Below are 16107 nucleotides of genomic sequence, written 5' to 3' on the forward strand. Positions count from 1 at the left end.
GGACAGAGATAAAACTGTCCAGTTGGTGCTACACAAGTCAGGGAAGAAAATCTACGGTGTATCTAACAGAGTTTTGAATGTATTCAACCCAACAGCCACCCGCTACCGTCATGATTGAGTTTAACTCTTCCTTTGATACTTCCTGTGATAATCCTGCTACTACGCCAGAAAATGCTAAGGTGGCTCATATTACTACCTCTGAGATTTCTCCTTGGTTAGGTCATTTAGCGTATTTCTTGGGGGGTCACTTTGTTCTACCGTTTTTCTTTGGGCGGATTAAAGTCAGTGGACAAGAAAACCTCCCCAAAACTGGTCCTGTTATCCTTGCTCCCACCCATCGGGCGCGTTGGGATTCGTTGCTCTTACCGTACGCAACTGGTCGCTGCGTGACTGGACGAGACTTGCGATTCATGGTTACGATCACTGAGTGCCAAGGGTTCCAAGGCTGGTTTGTCCGACGCTTAGGGGGTTTTTCCGTAGATCCTCAACAGCCCTCAATCACGACTCTCCGTCATAGTGTTGAATTACTTAAAAATGGAGAAATGTTGGTTATTTACCCAGAGGGCGGCATTTTTCGTGATGGTAAAGTTCACCCTTTAAAACCAGGAATCGCTCGTCTGGCTTTGAGTACTGAATCTAGTCATCCAGGATTAGGTATAAAAATTATACCCATCAGCATCAATTACAGCCAACTGTTACCTACATGGGGTACGGATGTGAGTATTCAGATTGGTTCCCCAATACAAGTTGTAGATTACGCTAGAGGCACCTTGAAACAAAATGCTAAACGTCTCACTGGTGATTTGGCAATAGCTCTCAAAAAATTAAGCCATCACGAATCAGAAGTTACTACTCACGCATTTGCAGAAATTGCTAATAGTTAGTAATTATACCATTTCACTTAAGTTTGCACTTTAGGAGAGTACCCGGTGCAGGCGAACAACGGCAAGGGCAAGCGAGAATTATTTGTAGCTGTCATGAGCATGAATCGGTATAAGTTGTTTGCGTTCTTAGTACAGCGACCTAAGGTACAGCTTTGTAACAACACCTCCTGATTGTTAAGGGTAATGAATGAGATTTGTAAATCTCCTAAAAACTTACGATGAAGGTACAAGTGACCTGAATTTCTTGGATTAGGTTAGAGTCAGCTATTGGGAGTACGCTTTTTATCCTCTGTCTGTCATTCTCAGGAATTGCTTGTTTTGAATCATTTCGTCCCCCAGTTGTTCCTAAAGATCTGCTACGGCTTTGCGTAACTGTTGCGCTGCTAGCGCCGCTAGGAGATGCATTCACCTTTTTGTAACCAAATCGCTGCGAATGACCGCTTAGTTGCCACCGTTATGGTTGAGATACCATTGCTGGATATAGAGCAGATTACGGGATTTATCATGCATTTCTTGCACGACAATCTTAGGCTCGGCAACTAAAACCTCTTTCAGTCCTATCAAACGGTTGGCAATTTTAAAAGATTTTCTATCGCTTTCTAAAAACGAACTCTTCACCACTGCCTTGTCAAACTATCCCCAGACTGATTTGTGATACACCTGTCGTTGAAAAATTAGAGCAATTTGTACCTTCATTGATAGCGGCGGATTAGCTAATATGCACACGCTAGGGGAACCTGGTTTCATTGATTTTGAGTCTAAATCAGGGAAACTTAATATGTGGCTTTGTTTTGTCAAAGTTCAAAACAGAGTTAAGATACCCGAAGTTTCATAACTGCTTTTTTAGTTATCTCTGTAAATGACCTCATGAACTTGTCTGGAACCGTTCCTATAATTCGCTTCACTTCCTTAGCAGTGATAGCAGCCCTCAGCTTCTTATCACCCGTTAATGCTCAGGTACAGTTACCAAGTGGCTCTAATCAACCACAACCTATTGATCCCAACGATCCAAACAACCTCCGTCCCACAGCACAAAATAACAGCCTTTTGAGCCTTGAGGGAGGGAAGCGTCTGATGGCAGACGCAAGTAATGCAGTTTCTTCCCAAAACTACGATGTAGCAGCAAAGAAACTCCAAGAAGCACGGCTCGTTTTTAATCAGCTTTCTAATTTTTATCAAGACTTGAATTCTAGCTTTTCTGGAATTGACATCAGAGTTGCTGATGCTCAACGCAAAAAGGCGCTAGAAACTGCCCAAATGCGGGATGAAGCCACGTACCAGCTAGCATTGGTACATAGAGCGCAAAATAAGCCGGAATTAGCTGTACCGTTGCTCATTCAAATAATTAAAAGCCAACAACCAACACGGGATTTAGGTAAAAAAGCTTATCAGCAGTTGTTCGAGTTGGGCTTTGTTGATGCTCCGTTTTCTAGAGGTGGTAGTGCTTCTTCCCCTCCCTCATCCTCTCCCTCATCCTCTCCCTCATCCTCTCCCTCATCCTCTCCCTCCTCCCAGAAGAAATAATCAAATTACCTCTCTCCTCACCTCCCCACCTCCCCCCCATTCAGCCCAATGGTAAGATGGGATTATAATCAGTGGTGGGGACTCTTGATATTTGAATCCCTATTAGGGTTTGAAATAGATGTAGTCTACTGTCACACATTTAATTTGCCTACTGTCAACAGCAAAAATGCTTGCCAACATCAGGTTGTGGAATTTTGAATTGTGTAAACGCAAAGCAACTTGCCGCAGGGGATTTTAAATTTTGAATTGCCCAGATACGAGGCGTTACAATCCCTATTAGGGTTTGAAATGATCAGGAATTGCGATGATTAGTCCGCAACAAGTACAGGAAATGATAAAGGCAGAACTGGCAGATGCCCTAGTTCAAGTGCAAGACTTGACTGGAGGTGGTGACCATTATCAAGTGACAGTAGTTTCATCGCAGTTTGCAGGTAAGGGACTTGTGCAACAGCACCAGTTAGTCTATGGTGCACTGAAGTCAGCCATGTCTAGTGAAGCGATCCATGCCTTGGCACTAAAAACGTATACTCCCGAAGCTTGGCAAAATAATCCTCAGTCCTAAGTCTTGAGTCAAGACTTAGGACGTAAGGCAATACCAGTCATGAGACCAAAAGTAAGATAGGAAACAAAAAGACAATGACGCCAGAACTTAAAGAGCGAATTGATAATTTGGTACAACAAAACAAAATCTTGGTTTTCCTTAAGGGAACCAAGTTAATGCCGATGTGTGGTTTCTCTAACAATGTCGTGCAAATACTGAATACCTTGGGAGTTCCCTTCGAGACAGTTAATGTTTTGGATGACTACGAACTCCGCCAAGGAATTAAAGACTATTCCAACTGGCCAACAATTCCCCAAGTGTATATCAACGGTCAATTCGTTGGTGGTTCAGATATCCTGATACAAATGTACCAAAACGGCGAATTGCAGCAAATGGTGGAAGTAGCACTTGCTTCCTGAAGTTAACCATATTGCAATTAGCAGTCACCTCATAGTAAAACAGTCCTGAATACTGAGCAAGTTCTCCGACGGGCAGTTGCTATGCTGCCCTCTGGAACAAATTGTTTGTTACACCGTTGGAAAGTGTGTCCGTGACGTCTACAACAGCAGCAATCCTGCGTAGGCGACTCGGGCACCTTTTGTTTGAACGCAAGTTGCTAGTTATGAAAAAACGCCCCTACCTAACGGCGCAGCCGTGGTGTAGGCTTAAGGCTATTGAGCTAGCAAGTAGCGTGTGACTATATTTGTAAAGTTCTAAGTGAGCTAATAAATCAGCTCACTTAGAACTTATGACTCGTGAGTTAGGGCTTTTGTACTGTGATTGTAAAGAAATATCTCCAATTTTTCACACTTGTGCAATGCAGATAATAGATATGCTATAATCATCTGCATTGCGCTACGGATACTACTTCTCATTGAGAAAAGATATTAATAGTAATCCGGTTGGGGCTGCGTCATTGTAAAGTTTGATACATCGTGCAAGTAGCGATTAGCTTCCTCCTCTAAGCGATGAATCAGATACGGTTCAATGGCATTACTGTGTTGCAGTGCGGCTATATAGCCATCCAAATACATCCGCATATCATCCGTACGATAACCGCGATTCCATAACTCGACGAAGGCGTCAGTTAGTCTTTGGTAATAGCGAATGGTTTGTGTGTCTTGGAGCATAACTGCTGTTAGAAAACTGCTTGGAATAGAAAATTGTAATTTATTGAAGCTGAGATGTGAAGTCTCACTTTTAGTTTGGCATTAACTAAAAGAAGATATCTCCCCCAAAGGGAACTCTCACGAGCAGCTACAGACTATCTCGATCCTATTCCAGAAAACTGGGAATATGATTATCCGGTAAGCTATTGTTATAATTATCTCAACCAATAGCCTAACTGGGTTGGAGGGTGTGGGCACCGCTCTATTCAACAATATCGAATCTGCTTTCACCATAAAGCTGAAAAACTCTTTTGGTAACAATTAGCTTGTTTGGTGACACTTTTTTGGTAAATCGCACTCCAGTTGATAGCAGGATTTTTCATCAAAAGTACTTTTGCTAAGTCTAACAAAAATTTAAGAATATTACTAACTTGGCTTTGGCTAAGGCATCAATTAAGCACCTTGCCAGTATTGGTATTAGTAAATATGAAGCCAATAACAATTGAGGTAACAAGGATTACAAAACCTAAGACATAGGCTTTGTTACTTTGAAATTCATATACGCTAAGGGGTCTTGCCACCGTGGGTTCGGTTTGTATTGAAATCGTTGAGGGAAATCCCCATCTGAGGTCATTGCTAGGCTGGCACTTGCAACAACTGGACTATCGGGTGCATCAAGCCGCAAGTATTTATCAAGCTAGAGAAGTGTTTTTAAGCCATCAACCAACACTGGTCATTCTCGATGCCGATTTACCTGATGGTGATGGCATTGAATTTTGCCGTTGGTTACATCGTCAACAACAGCCTTTAATTTTAATGCTATCTGCCCGTAGCAATGAAGCTGATATAGTCACTGGTTTGAAAGCGGGAGCAGATGACTACCTCAGCAAACCTTTTGGGATGCAAGAGTTTCTTGCAAGGGTTGAGGCACTTATTCGTCGCAATCGCACACCCGTTGCACCAGCTTATTTGGATTATGGGTCTTTGCAAATTGATTTAGTACAGCGTCGCGTTCGCTTCCAAGGAGAGTTTATTGACTTAACACCGCAGGAATTCAGTTTGCTATACGTTTTGGCACAAGCTGGAGGAGTGCCATTAAGTCGGTCAGAACTGCTACGGCGTGCTTGGCCTGATGCTATAGATAACCCACGCACCATTGATACTCATGTTTTGTCGTTGCGGAAAAAAGTTGAACTAGATCCCCGCCAACCTAGTTTAATTCAAACGATCCGCAATGTAGGATACCGTTTTAACATGGAAATTTTAAATGCCAATATTGGACAGTCAGCAACAAAGTTACCTAAAGAGAGGTTTAGCAATCAACGTTCAACCCTCAGCACTCCCCGATGAGAAGGGGACGAGGGGATGAGGGGGATGAGGGGGATGAGGGGGATGAGGGAGATGAGGGAGAAAAGGAGATGATTAGCACTCACTGCCCTACGTTTTAGTCCCAATGAGCGTAAGCGAAATTTGGACTAAATAATAACTAATAACTATAATCCAAATTCATCTTCGGCTTTTGCTTGCGTCAGGCTTTCTCTTAAGTTAGCCCAGCTTATATCAGACGCTTGTTGATTGACAAGTAAGCGCCCTTGCTGTAAATACAATAGCCGTGTACAAAACTTCTGGGCTAGCTCTAGCTGGTGATTTACCATAACAACGGTTGTTTGATGACTTTGAGCAAGCTGGCTTAAAGTTTCCATAAGATACTCAGCCGTACCTAAATCTAGGGCAGAGGTTGGCTCATCTAACAATAAAATTTTCGGTTGAATCACTAAAGCACGAGCGATCGCCACAAGCTGTCGCTGTCCAAGAGAAAGTTGCACCTCAGTCCGCGCTGACCATTCCTCTGGAATTTGCAACTTTTCTATCCAGTAAGTCACGCGTTCCTCAATTGTCTGTTTCGCTAAACCACGCAAAACCAGCGGGTATGCCAATGCTTCTTTGACTGTCATTCCCAAAAGCTTCGGCTCTTGGGGTACCAATGTCACTAAGGAGCGTAGCTGCAATACAGGAATTTGCCGATACTCCTGATTTTCCAGATAAATTTTACCGCTCGTCGGTTCACTTAAACGGTTCAGGAGGCGTAATAAATGAGTTTTCCCTGCACCGGATGGTCCAACAATGGCAACGCGTTCTCCCTCAAATACCTCAAAGGAAATATCTTGTAATATTGCGTGTCCCAGCTGCTTACCTTTACTCTGGCTTTTCAAGCTGGCAAAAAGACTGACTTGTTCTAGGCGCAGTTGTGCTTTGAGGGTAAGTTTCCTCATCTGCGTGTCTTGTTGACTCTCCAAAATAAACCTTTATGTAATAAATGTCCTCTAAGGCTCACGCTAATTTAGCAACGCACGACTAACGAATGTAGCGGATAGTTTGTCTTTGGGTTTCACACACATACATCCGTTACATCCGTTACATTCGTTGTACCGTAGGTCATCGGTTGGCTACTTAATGTGATTGCTTTAATTTATGTTACCTTGCCCTAACGCTGTGGCGATCGCCCAACCATCAACTAACAGCAGCAACAGCGTCAACCCAAGTAAAATTAAATACATCCAAGGTTGTGCTAAAGGATAGACATCTGTCGTATCTATCCCGGTCTTTTCTTGCACAAGTTTTACCAAACGGGCAAATCCAGCTACACGCATCGGTAGTAGATAAGCTTTTCCTTCCTGACTCAGGAAGTAGTAAACGAGTCCTCCTTGACCAGTTGTGCGGGGTTTTAACTGTTTTACCTCAGACCAAGGTAACGACCAGCCTTTGCGGAAAAAACGCGGTACCCATTGAGGATAAGTTACCTGAATTTCCTGGTCATCTACAATGACGCGTTCGCTCAACGCTGCATACAGAGCAATAAAACCTATGATAATGCCCACCCACAGTAATGCTGGTGGTACGGGTGCTGCTGTTACCTGGGAAAGAAAAGGCAACGGTGTTGTGAGTGCTATGTATAGACTCAAAAGCGTGATTCTAATTAAAGGAGAGAGGCGAAATACAGAAGATGAAGTATCGGCTGAGTTTGCTGTCACGGCTCCATCATTATTGTTGTACTTTAAGTTAATACTAACTGGTAATTATGAAGCCCAATTGTCAGCGTTTGATATTATCGTTATCAATATCAATTGCTGCTTGATCCAAACCTAGCTAACAACTCCTCACGCGATAATTCTAGTAACAAACGGCTATATTCTTGTGGTGGTAACTGTATTAATGCTTCAACCACTCCCAACAGTTGTGCATCCACAGTTCCAAACCGGACTCTAAGCAAGTTTTCCACCACCAAGCGTTGTCCTTCTTGTAATGTAGCTTCGCGCCACTCCATATACGCTTGTGACAAGTTCATAATCAACTCCTGATCATCTTCAGTTAAGTTTTCCTGGTTGACTACAGTGATACGCCAACTAGCAAGCAGTTGTTGGACGTTCTGACGTATAGGATTATTTTTAGGAAGTGCTAGTAATTCACTAACGGCTTGGCGTTGGGTTTCTCCCTTACCTAAAATCCTGAGCAAAAGAGTTTCCTGTGTTACAGGTAACTGGTTAATTGCTACTACAGCCGTCCTCAAAGCTTTGGCTAGAAAGTAAATACCAGGTAGCCAATTCTCTAAATCTAATTTAGCCCCAAAATCATCAAGCAACTTTTCCGATGCAGAAGTTGCCAAAATCCACAGACGCGGTAAATCATCCTCTGGTAAAGAAGTACTCTCTCGCCTTGCTTTGCGCTGCAACTCTCCATAGAAAGAAAATAATTTGAGGATACAATTGCGTACCTCGGTTTTACTCGGTTGATTGCGATAGGGTTCCAACAACGAAGCACTCGTCGCAATTTTACCAAGTAACCCCAGAGATTGCGGGTCAGCGTTGGGCGACGGTGCGGGGAAAAATAAAATATCGACTTGTCGAACTTCGTCAGTGACTTCGCGACTGACTTCGACCTTTCCTAAAGGAGAGAGTAATTCTTCTAGATACTGCTTGGCAAACTGGTCGTGAGGCTGCCGGGTCATTTGTGAATCATCATGGTAAGTACTTTTGTACCACACTCCAGCCTGTGAGCGATACCCAGATAAAGCCAAAAAACAGGGCAATATTAGCGCCAACATGGACACCTCTAGCCCAAGGTCGTCTCCGATTGATAAGCAATGCGCTTCCACCAGACAGCAAAACTAGCACGACTGCTATCAACCCACTAATGAAGTGTGACGAGTGTCCCAAAGAACCAAAATGACCGAAAGTGCCAATAATGCCAATCAGGAGCAGCAGCAGTACTAAACTTACCATGCAACTGCCAATTAGAAAGTGAAGGGAACGTACATTTGTATTTCCCTCGGTAAAGGGGGAAATAAAAGAGGGGTGCGCCGATGTTCTGTTACGAAACATCCAAAAGCCTGTAACCGCCAATAGCAAATAAGCTAACAACGATAACCCCATCGACCATGCTGCTATTTTCCACAGCCAAAGAAAGGAAGGTAGGTTCATAGTAAACATTGTAGATGGGGAAGTGGAGTTAGGAAAGCGATGGGGAGATGGAAAGCAGGGGAGCAGGGGGAGCAGGGAGGGAGTGAGGGAGATGAGGGAGATGAGGGGGATGAGGGAGAGATGACTAATGACCAATGACTAATGACTAATGACTAATGACTCATAACTAATGACTCATAACTAAACAAAAGAGGGCTGCTGAGTTCAGCAACCCTCTTATTAAGGAAAATTGTTTTTTTTAATCAATGTATACTAAACCAGCGACTTGCAAAGGTTTTTTGGAATCTCCGGTTTTTGTATTAATCGTCTGCACAATTGGTTTTTTATTGATAGGGTCTATTGCTGGTTGTGAGTCTGTATGAAACTCATAATTGCTAGGTTCGCTGATTGCGAGGCGATCGCACGGAATATTATCCGATAAGATTGCACTTGCCATCATCCCCGTATGAATCTCAAGTTGAGCTTCTTTTGGAGCTTCAAACACTAACCTTTGTCCAGGAAAAACAACCCGTTCAAAGTACCAGTTGGGAATATTTGAGATGCGAGCCACCTGTATTTTGCTTGTGGCATTCACGTAGCAGCAGAAAATTTTACCTGATTGCTCAGGTGGTAGAGGATCTAATATTTGAGCCATAACTGCTGAAGAGCTTTACGCCACTATCTTATCTTACACTTGTCAAGCTAGCACCGGCTGATCCCCAGTTGCTGTAACCCCGACTACCAAGTGAGCTTTTCTATTATTATTTCTATCTTAAGATTTGCGGATATATGAAAAATTTGTGAAAATCTATGCCTTTTCTGCAATTGTACATTATGCTCCCACACACATAATGTTTTCTGGTTCACAAAAAATCATAAACGGCGAAATTTAGTTGTCAATCCTCACGCCTCTACCCCATAACCAAGATATGTAGATCATCGCTTGGCAAACAGAGTTGTTGTTATTGTAAAGCTATCTATAGAAAAATCTTTATAATTTAATAATATTTCTGTTGAGAGAGTATGTATCTGATGCCTAAGTGAATTTAACTAGTTCCACTGAATATCAACAAAAAGGGCAGATTAAATCCTTATCTGCCTAAATGTCAAGTAATATTAAGATATAGGACAAAAATTAATCTCAATACTTCTTTTAAAAGCTATTAATCTCACTTTCCCTTAAAAACAGCAAGATGGAAGTTAAAACACCTGTGATGGACAACCGAATTCTCTATGTTCGCCTTCCTTGTAACCCGATCTTTCCGATTGGGGTAGTTTATCTTGCAGATCACGTCCACAAGCAGTTCAACACCATAGAACAGCGCATTTTTGATTTAGGAACAGTGCCACCTCTAGATTATGCTGCTGCGCTGGATCGCTGTATCGATGAATTCAAGCCCACACTACTCGTGTATTCGTGGCGTGATATCCAAATTTATGCTCCGGTGGGTGGACGTGGCGGTAACCCATTGCAATATTCCTTCGAGTTTTTCTACTCCCCCAATCCATTACTCAAGATAAAAGGGGCTATTGGTTTGTTGCGGATTGCGTCGGGATACTACGGTGAGTTGTGGCGGAATTTGGGCTTAGTGAAACGGGGCATTAAACGCGCTAAACGTTATAACCCCGATGCTCGGGTGATTGTCGGTGGTGGTGCTGTCAGCGTCTTTTACGAGCAAGTGGGTAAAAGCTTACCCAAGGGAACGATTGTTTCCGTGGGAGAAGGCGAAACCCTGCTGACAAAACTTTTAAGCGCTCAAGAATTTCGCGATGAAAGGTGTTATGTCGTAGGAGAAGAAAAACCACGCGATCGCCTGATTCACGAACAACCCACTCCCCTAGAAAAATCCGCTTGCGACTACAACTATATCGAAAGTATGTGGCCGGAATTTAACTATTACCTGCAAGAGCAAGATTTTTATATAGGTGTACAAACTAAGCGTGGTTGTCCCCACAACTGCTGTTATTGCGTCTACACCGTTGTAGAAGGCAAACAAGTACGCATCAACCCAGCTGAGGAAGTCGTTGCCGAAATGCGGCAATTGTACGATCGCGGTATTCGCAACTTCTGGTTTACCGACGCCCAATTTATCCCAGCGCGAAAATTTATGAGCGATGCTGTAGAACTCTTACAGAAAATCGTTGATTCTGGGATGACGGATATCCACTGGGCAGCATACATCAGAGCCGACAACCTCACACCAGAGTTGTGTAAGTTGATGGCGAAAACCGGGATGAACTACTTTGAAATTGGTATTACCAGTGGTTCACAAGAACTCGTGCGCAAAATGCGCATGGGCTACAACCTGCGAACAGTCTTGCAAAACTGCCGTGACTTGAAAGCTGCTGGATTCAACGACTTAGTTTCCGTCAATTACTCATTTAACGTCATTGACGAACGTCCCGAAACCATTCGCCAAACCATCGCCTACCACCGTGAACTAGAACGCATCTTCGGTGCGGATAAAGTCGAACCTGCGATTTTCTTCATTGGTTTGCAACCCCATACCCACCTCGAAGAATATGCCTTCAAAGAAAATATTCTTAAACCAGGGTATGATCCAATGAACATTACACCTTGGACAGTCCAGAAAATGCTCTGGAACCCCGAACCTCTCGGTTCATTCTTTGGGCAAGTCTGTTTACAAGCTTGGCGACAAAATCCTAACGATTTCGGACGCGAAGTCATGAAAATATTAGAAGAAAAACTGGGTTGTGCCGACTTAGAAGAAGCACTTTCTGCACCCGTTGAGACGAAAGAAAAACAACTCGTCAGCGTATCATAGAAAACACGGGGATATGAGGAAGATAAGGGAGATAGGGGAGTCACCTTCTCGTTATCCTCCTCATCGTCCTCTGCTCGCTTTGCGGTTCATTTAATCAAATCTCATGTTAGAAGGCTCAATTTTACAAAAGCTAGAAACAGCCCATCGCTATAGTAAAAGACCAATTCAATTCGGTGTCTACTATAAACATACTCTGGTTTCCCTGTGCCATGCTTTGGAAGACCACATATTAAAAAACGACGGTACACCCTTAGTCATCACAGCCTTCCAACAGGGAAAGTGGTATCTGCAAGAAGCTGAAAGATACGCAGATATCGCCAAAAAAGCTACCCAAGTTGCCATAATGGCAGCCCCAGATACAAGCTTTGCCGAACATTATACAAGCCAGTTGCCCAATGTCAACCTAGTCGCCATAGAGCCAGCCGATCCAGTAGCGCAGGAGTGGCATTTGATTATCCTATCACACAAATACACAGCAATGGTAATTTGTCAAGAATTATCAGAAGCTGATTATGGTTCCAGCGGATTACCTGCATCCGATGTAGAGCGAAAATTCTACGGTTTGTGGACATTTGAGCCGGAGTTAGTCCAAGAAACAGCAGAATTAGCAATTTCCCACATCGAAAGCTACAACCCAGAACTGGCAAAAGAACTTAAGGCACACAAAGACACAATCCAGCCACGGCTTGCCACACCGGAAGACTTGAGTGCAGTGGTTTCCCTGGTAGTAGATTACCTTCAAACGGGGCAAGTGAATATATCTGTCCCCACAGCAACTCGCCACCAAGCACTGGATCGGAATTTGGTTTCCAACGAAATCCAAGCATTTTTACGGATGGCGCAAATGATAGATGCTGCCGATATTACCAATCCAATGGCAGCAGCGGAAGTGGTAGCATTGGCAGAAACAATGGGGCAACTTTTGGATCTTCCCGCGTGGCAAACGAAACGTCTACGCCTAGCAGGGTTGCTGCAACGTATAGATCCATTGCAAAGAGCCGAAAGCGTTCTTTCTCCTGGTAGTTCCACCCGCTACCAAGAAGATGCACCCTGCTGTCCCTTGACTTGTCCGTTAGTACCAGGAGCGCAGGTACTGCGAACAATGCCAAGACTGCGGGCGATCGCACAAATTCTTACACATCAAAGCGAGTGGTGGGATGGTACAGGCGAGCCAGCGGGGTTAGCTGGAGATGAAATTCCCTTAGAGTCAAGAATTCTCGCATTAGTAGCAGAGTTCCAGTGGCGCGTTAATCAGAAAAAAACCTCTCACTTAAGTCCCGAGGAAATATTTACTCAAGCTTTAGAAGAGTGCAAACAATTACAATCGTATCGCTTTGACCCCAAACTTGTAGATACTCTAACTTTATTAGTTATGGGTTTGCAACAGGGACTCGACTTACCTTTGATGACACCCAAAGTTAGTACTGGTATGTGGCTACTTAATAGTAGGCTAGATAGCGAAAGTAAGAGTGGAGAGATTAAGAGCAGTTACAGGCAATAATAATCAAAGCGCAAAGACGCTAAGAAACTCTTTGCGTCTTTGCGTCTTTGCGCGAAATTTAATAATCTTGATAATGCAGAATTTATATGAATATTGAAGAAATTCGCTCAGGAAAACTCAAACACTTGCCAGGAGTAGATTTAGAAGACGAAGATTTATCAAATGCTGACTTAAATCGCATCAATTTTGCTGGCGCTCACCTTGTCGGGACAACTTTTACAGGTTCCAAACTCGAAGGTGGACATTTAGAAGGTGCCAATTTGATGGGAGCCAACCTCATAGAAAGCGACTTGCGGGCGAACCTGATGGGAGCAAATTTGATGCAAGCAGATTTGACGGGTGCTGACTTACGGGGTAGCAATTTACGTGGTGCTAACTTAATGGGAGCAAGACTCAGTGAAGTGTCGTTTGTTGGTGCTTTCTTGAGCGGTGCTAATTTGATGAATGTCAACTTGCAGGGTGTTGACTTTCGAGGTGCTGACTTGCGAGGCGCGAACTTGACTGGGGCGAATCTCAAAGGTGCAGACTTGAGTCGTGCAGATTTGCAAGGGGCGTTGTTAAGTGAGGCAAATTTGGAAGAAGCCGACTTGCGCTCTGCAAATCTTGCGGGTGCGAATTTGACGGGTGCGAATTTACTGTGTGCTGAACTCCACGGTGCGAATTTAAGTGGAGTGAATTTGGAGCGAGCATGCGTGGTGGGAACAGTGTTGGAGATGGCTTTGTAAATGGCTAATTAACAACAAGCACCTTCAGCAGATGAGATTTATATAGCTGAATTTAACCAGGGTTGTTCTTTGAAATCTGTCCATTGTTGAGGAATCCTCGCACGCTGAGGGCGATCGCACTTAAAAGTAATATACCCATCACCCCTGCCAGTGGATTGCGATCAATTCCAGTTATCCACTCTGGCACTTTTTTTGTATACGTAATCAAATTACCCACGTTAATAATGTAATAACCCCAAACCAAACCCGCGTGGTATCCAATGGGTAAACCGAGGCGTCCCCTACGCCAACGCTTTCCCCATACCTGCGTTAACCCTAGTATGACTAAGGCTGGGAATTGCGGTAGTGTATGAATAATTGCCTCCAGCGGCTTTATAAAGTGTAATGCCGCATAAGCAACCGCATCAACCCACAAGGCTACACTTTTGCTATAATCCCGTTCCAACTCATCCAGCAACCAGCCTCGAAACAATAATTCTTCGGCAAACCCAACGCCCAAACCAACAATTAAACTTTCTAAAACCAGCTTGAGAAAAAAAACTTTGGGTTGTTGCCACACAAGCCAACCCAAGCTACTTTGTAACCCAAACAAAATTAGAATACTAATAATCCCAATAGCCAAACCGCGCAGCAGTTCTACGCCATTGAGTCGCGTCAGTTCTAAGCCATAATGCCGTAGCAACTGAGGTTGATTATAAACGTACTTGCCCCACAGTCTGAGTAGAAGGATAAACTCAACATACAGCAGCACCATTGTCAATATACTGACTAAGTTGGCATCATGCACGAGTAAGTAAATCGGTGCCGCGAAAGGCAACCAGAGTACCAACAAAGTCAATATAAATGCACCGAGCCTAATAGGGGCAGGGTACTGGGACAAACGGAGGAGATTTGTTTTGAACAATCTATCTATTGCCTATAACCTTTTATTCTTCAGGTTCAATTGTGCTACTCAAACCATGATTTTTCAAGGTTTCGCAATAGAACTCGGCGTGTTCTTGAGCGCAAGTAATGACTAGGGCTAGCCCGTTGGTATGAGCTTCCATCATGATACTAACAGCCTGAGGCTGGGTGAGGTTCGGTACTGTGGTTAGTAGAACCTGCACCACATACTCCATAGGGTTGTAGTCGTCATTATGGAGCAAAACGCGATACCGAGGCGCTAGCTTGCGGGATGTTGAACGCTTCTCTATGGTTTCGACTGACACTGTTCTTTGCTCTTTTGTGAATGAATTACTACAACAGAATTTTTGTCCAAAAATTGCTTAACACTTATTAACCCATTTTATAACATACACACACAAATAACGGGGTACTCAAATTTTTTGCTACTTTGGACTGATGGCTGCACAGGTTTGACTGCGCCTTTCGCGCTATCCCCTTAAAATTGAATAACCAATAAAAATATACTTGTCGCTATCATCCGTGTGACTATGGAGATGACTTTGGAGTTTCAAGCAGGACAAATTGTGTCTTTAGAGCATGGCGACATGAAGCTGTATGCAGAAGTCATTCAAGTCGTGGTTTCTCGTCAGTTGTGCTGGGTGCGTCCTTTACTGCTAGTCAACTTTACCCAAGAACCGCCGCAGCTCACTGATCTACGAGATACATCTGACCTGCTTTGGTCTGTTAATTTATTTCAACCTGCCTTAGACACAGAAGTTATTAGTTTTTTGAGTCAGGTTTTGGCAAAAGAACCAAAACCTGGACAGATCTGTGTTGCCAAGCAACAATTCAATCACTTTATTCACGAAATTTGGCTAGCACAAAAAGGGGGATTAGGGATTGGGGATTAGGGATTAGGGATTGGGTAAATTCTTGCCTATCCAATCCTCAGTTCCCTAAGCAACAGTAGCGAATGCCTACATCCTTCTGAAGGAATAGCATTGAGGTCAGGAAAAAATTTATTTTCTATCTTTAGGGGCATGGCAAAAGGTTTACTACCAGTAAAAATATTAAATGTACGGTAGACGGGATAACCTAGTTCTGCTATCAGGGTGTAATCTCCCATTTAAACTAAATCTACTCCCTTGCCGGTAGAAGAGTACCGATTTAATAAACCGCCTACGGCATAGCCTCTCCGCAGGACTTACGGCGCAAGCCATAGGCTAGAACACGTACCCGATAGCCCTAAGGCGTGGCGTTATCCATAGCGATCGCATACGGCGCATAGCAAGAAAATAACTAATCTTAGACCGGGAAGAAGGTAAAAATGTATTGTAAATGGCTTCCTTGGAACCAATGGAAGAAATGATTTCTGTTTCAGGTTCTAAGCGTTGCCTTATTAAAAATCTTTACTCTCTCAACAACAGGTTTATCTTGCTTGCGGTTAATTTCAGCGAACAGGTAGAGAGGAATTTTTTCTAAGGGTGGAGCTAATTACATGGGGATAACTACTGATTAATGCAAATGTGGAAGCATTATCCTCTTGGTTAACTCCCTGCAACGAAATATATGATTAATCTTACAAAAAACACGAGTTGTGACACTGCTAAAGTATCGTCGCTACCGTTACTATAATTTCTGTTGCTTATATTGAAGTTTCATGACTTTACTCTTGATTGAAATTAACTCAATTTA

General features: G+C 43.4%; 19 protein-coding genes. 9 read left to right on the forward strand and 10 right to left on the reverse strand.

Going from position 1 to position 16107, the window contains the following annotated elements:
- Window positions 1-77: 77 nt before the first annotated feature.
- On the forward strand, window positions 78-884 hold the full coding sequence (locus ACM0OZ_RS07080) for a lysophospholipid acyltransferase family protein (RefSeq protein ID WP_414582091.1): 807 nt from the start codon (window positions 78-80) through the stop codon (window positions 882-884).
- Between the two features lie 441 nt (window positions 885-1325).
- Here the strand turns inward: ACM0OZ_RS07080 and ACM0OZ_RS07085 are convergent, their stop codons facing one another.
- Window positions 1326-1502: a hypothetical protein gene (locus ACM0OZ_RS07085; protein WP_414582092.1), complete on the reverse strand. Its 177-nt coding sequence runs from the start codon at window positions 1500-1502 to the stop codon at window positions 1326-1328.
- Window positions 1503-1751: 249 nt separating this feature from the next.
- On the opposite strand from ACM0OZ_RS07085, the gene ACM0OZ_RS07090 reads away from it, so the two are divergent.
- The 3 genes from ACM0OZ_RS07090 (at window position 1752) to grxD (ending at window position 3368) form a co-directional block, all read left to right on the forward strand.
- On the forward strand, window positions 1752-2408 hold the full coding sequence (locus tag ACM0OZ_RS07090; protein WP_414582093.1) for a hypothetical protein: 657 nt from the start codon (window positions 1752-1754) through the stop codon (window positions 2406-2408).
- Between the two features lie 304 nt (window positions 2409-2712).
- Entirely contained in the window at window positions 2713-2970 is a 258-nt protein-coding gene (locus ACM0OZ_RS07095; RefSeq protein WP_414582094.1) for a BolA family protein, read from the forward strand.
- A gap of 74 nt (window positions 2971-3044) precedes the next feature.
- Window positions 3045-3368, forward strand: a complete 324-nt coding sequence (grxD, locus tag ACM0OZ_RS07100; RefSeq protein WP_332995779.1) for a Grx4 family monothiol glutaredoxin — start codon at window positions 3045-3047, stop codon at window positions 3366-3368.
- A gap of 468 nt (window positions 3369-3836) precedes the next feature.
- Here the strand turns inward: grxD and ACM0OZ_RS07105 are convergent, their stop codons facing one another.
- Window positions 3837-4079, reverse strand: coding sequence for a DUF6761 family protein (locus ACM0OZ_RS07105; RefSeq protein ID WP_041036493.1), 243 nt, complete (start codon window positions 4077-4079; stop codon window positions 3837-3839).
- A 561-nt stretch (window positions 4080-4640) separates the two neighbouring features.
- Between ACM0OZ_RS07105 and ACM0OZ_RS07110 the strand changes: the two genes are divergently transcribed.
- Window positions 4641-5408, forward strand: a complete 768-nt coding sequence (locus ACM0OZ_RS07110; protein ID WP_414582095.1) for a response regulator transcription factor — start codon at window positions 4641-4643, stop codon at window positions 5406-5408.
- A 143-nt stretch (window positions 5409-5551) separates the two neighbouring features.
- Here ACM0OZ_RS07110 and ACM0OZ_RS07115 read toward each other — a convergent pair whose 3' ends face one another.
- The 5 genes from ACM0OZ_RS07115 to ACM0OZ_RS07135 form a co-directional block, all read right to left on the reverse strand.
- Window positions 5552-6331 (reverse strand): ATP-binding cassette domain-containing protein, encoded by a 780-nt coding sequence (locus ACM0OZ_RS07115; RefSeq protein WP_414582096.1) that lies wholly within the window; start codon window positions 6329-6331, stop codon window positions 5552-5554.
- A gap of 192 nt (window positions 6332-6523) precedes the next feature.
- On the reverse strand, window positions 6524-7090 hold the full coding sequence (locus ACM0OZ_RS07120) for a hypothetical protein (protein WP_414582097.1): 567 nt from the start codon (window positions 7088-7090) through the stop codon (window positions 6524-6526).
- An 89-nt stretch (window positions 7091-7179) separates the two neighbouring features.
- Complete coding sequence (locus ACM0OZ_RS07125; protein WP_414582098.1) at window positions 7180-8064, reverse strand: hypothetical protein; 885 nt, start codon at window positions 8062-8064, stop codon at window positions 7180-7182.
- A 10-nt stretch (window positions 8065-8074) separates the two neighbouring features.
- Window positions 8075-8536 (reverse strand): DUF4079 domain-containing protein, encoded by a 462-nt coding sequence (locus ACM0OZ_RS07130; protein WP_414582099.1) that lies wholly within the window; start codon window positions 8534-8536, stop codon window positions 8075-8077.
- 238 nt (window positions 8537-8774) lie between these two features.
- Window positions 8775-9170, reverse strand: coding sequence for a DUF1830 domain-containing protein (locus ACM0OZ_RS07135; protein ID WP_414582100.1), 396 nt, complete (start codon window positions 9168-9170; stop codon window positions 8775-8777).
- A 538-nt stretch (window positions 9171-9708) separates the two neighbouring features.
- Here ACM0OZ_RS07135 and ACM0OZ_RS07140 point away from each other — a divergent pair.
- From ACM0OZ_RS07140 to ACM0OZ_RS07150, 3 genes are all read left to right on the forward strand, one after another.
- Window positions 9709-11301, forward strand: coding sequence for a photosystem II high light acclimation radical SAM protein (locus tag ACM0OZ_RS07140; RefSeq protein ID WP_414582101.1), 1593 nt, complete (start codon window positions 9709-9711; stop codon window positions 11299-11301).
- 103 nt (window positions 11302-11404) lie between these two features.
- Entirely contained in the window at window positions 11405-12802 is a 1398-nt protein-coding gene (locus tag ACM0OZ_RS07145) for a DICT sensory domain-containing protein (protein ID WP_414582102.1), read from the forward strand.
- Window positions 12803-12888: 86 nt separating this feature from the next.
- Window positions 12889-13527 (forward strand): pentapeptide repeat-containing protein, encoded by a 639-nt coding sequence (locus ACM0OZ_RS07150; RefSeq protein ID WP_414582103.1) that lies wholly within the window; start codon window positions 12889-12891, stop codon window positions 13525-13527.
- Between the two features lie 52 nt (window positions 13528-13579).
- On the opposite strand, the gene ACM0OZ_RS07155 is transcribed toward ACM0OZ_RS07150, so the two are convergent.
- Together ACM0OZ_RS07155 and clpS are read right to left on the reverse strand one after the other, a co-directional pair.
- Window positions 13580-14431, reverse strand: a complete 852-nt coding sequence (locus tag ACM0OZ_RS07155; protein ID WP_414582104.1) for a lysostaphin resistance A-like protein — start codon at window positions 14429-14431, stop codon at window positions 13580-13582.
- 22 nt (window positions 14432-14453) lie between these two features.
- Window positions 14454-14735 (reverse strand): ATP-dependent Clp protease adapter ClpS, encoded by a 282-nt coding sequence (gene clpS, locus ACM0OZ_RS07160; RefSeq protein ID WP_041036514.1) that lies wholly within the window; start codon window positions 14733-14735, stop codon window positions 14454-14456.
- Window positions 14736-14960: 225 nt separating this feature from the next.
- Between clpS and ACM0OZ_RS07165 the strand changes: the two genes are divergently transcribed.
- The gene (locus ACM0OZ_RS07165) at window positions 14961-15323 is read left to right on the forward strand and encodes a hypothetical protein (protein WP_414582105.1); all 363 of its coding nucleotides are present in this window, start codon (window positions 14961-14963) and stop codon (window positions 15321-15323) included.
- 26 nt (window positions 15324-15349) lie between these two features.
- Here ACM0OZ_RS07165 and ACM0OZ_RS07170 read toward each other — a convergent pair whose 3' ends face one another.
- Entirely contained in the window at window positions 15350-15538 is a 189-nt protein-coding gene (locus ACM0OZ_RS07170; protein WP_414582106.1) for a hypothetical protein, read from the reverse strand.
- Window positions 15539-16107 lie beyond the last annotated feature (569 nt).

It is taken from the genome of Scytonema sp. PCC 10023, from assembly GCF_963920835.1.
In the GTDB taxonomy this organism is placed as follows: Bacteria; Cyanobacteriota; Cyanobacteriia; order Cyanobacteriales; family Nostocaceae; genus Kalymmatonema.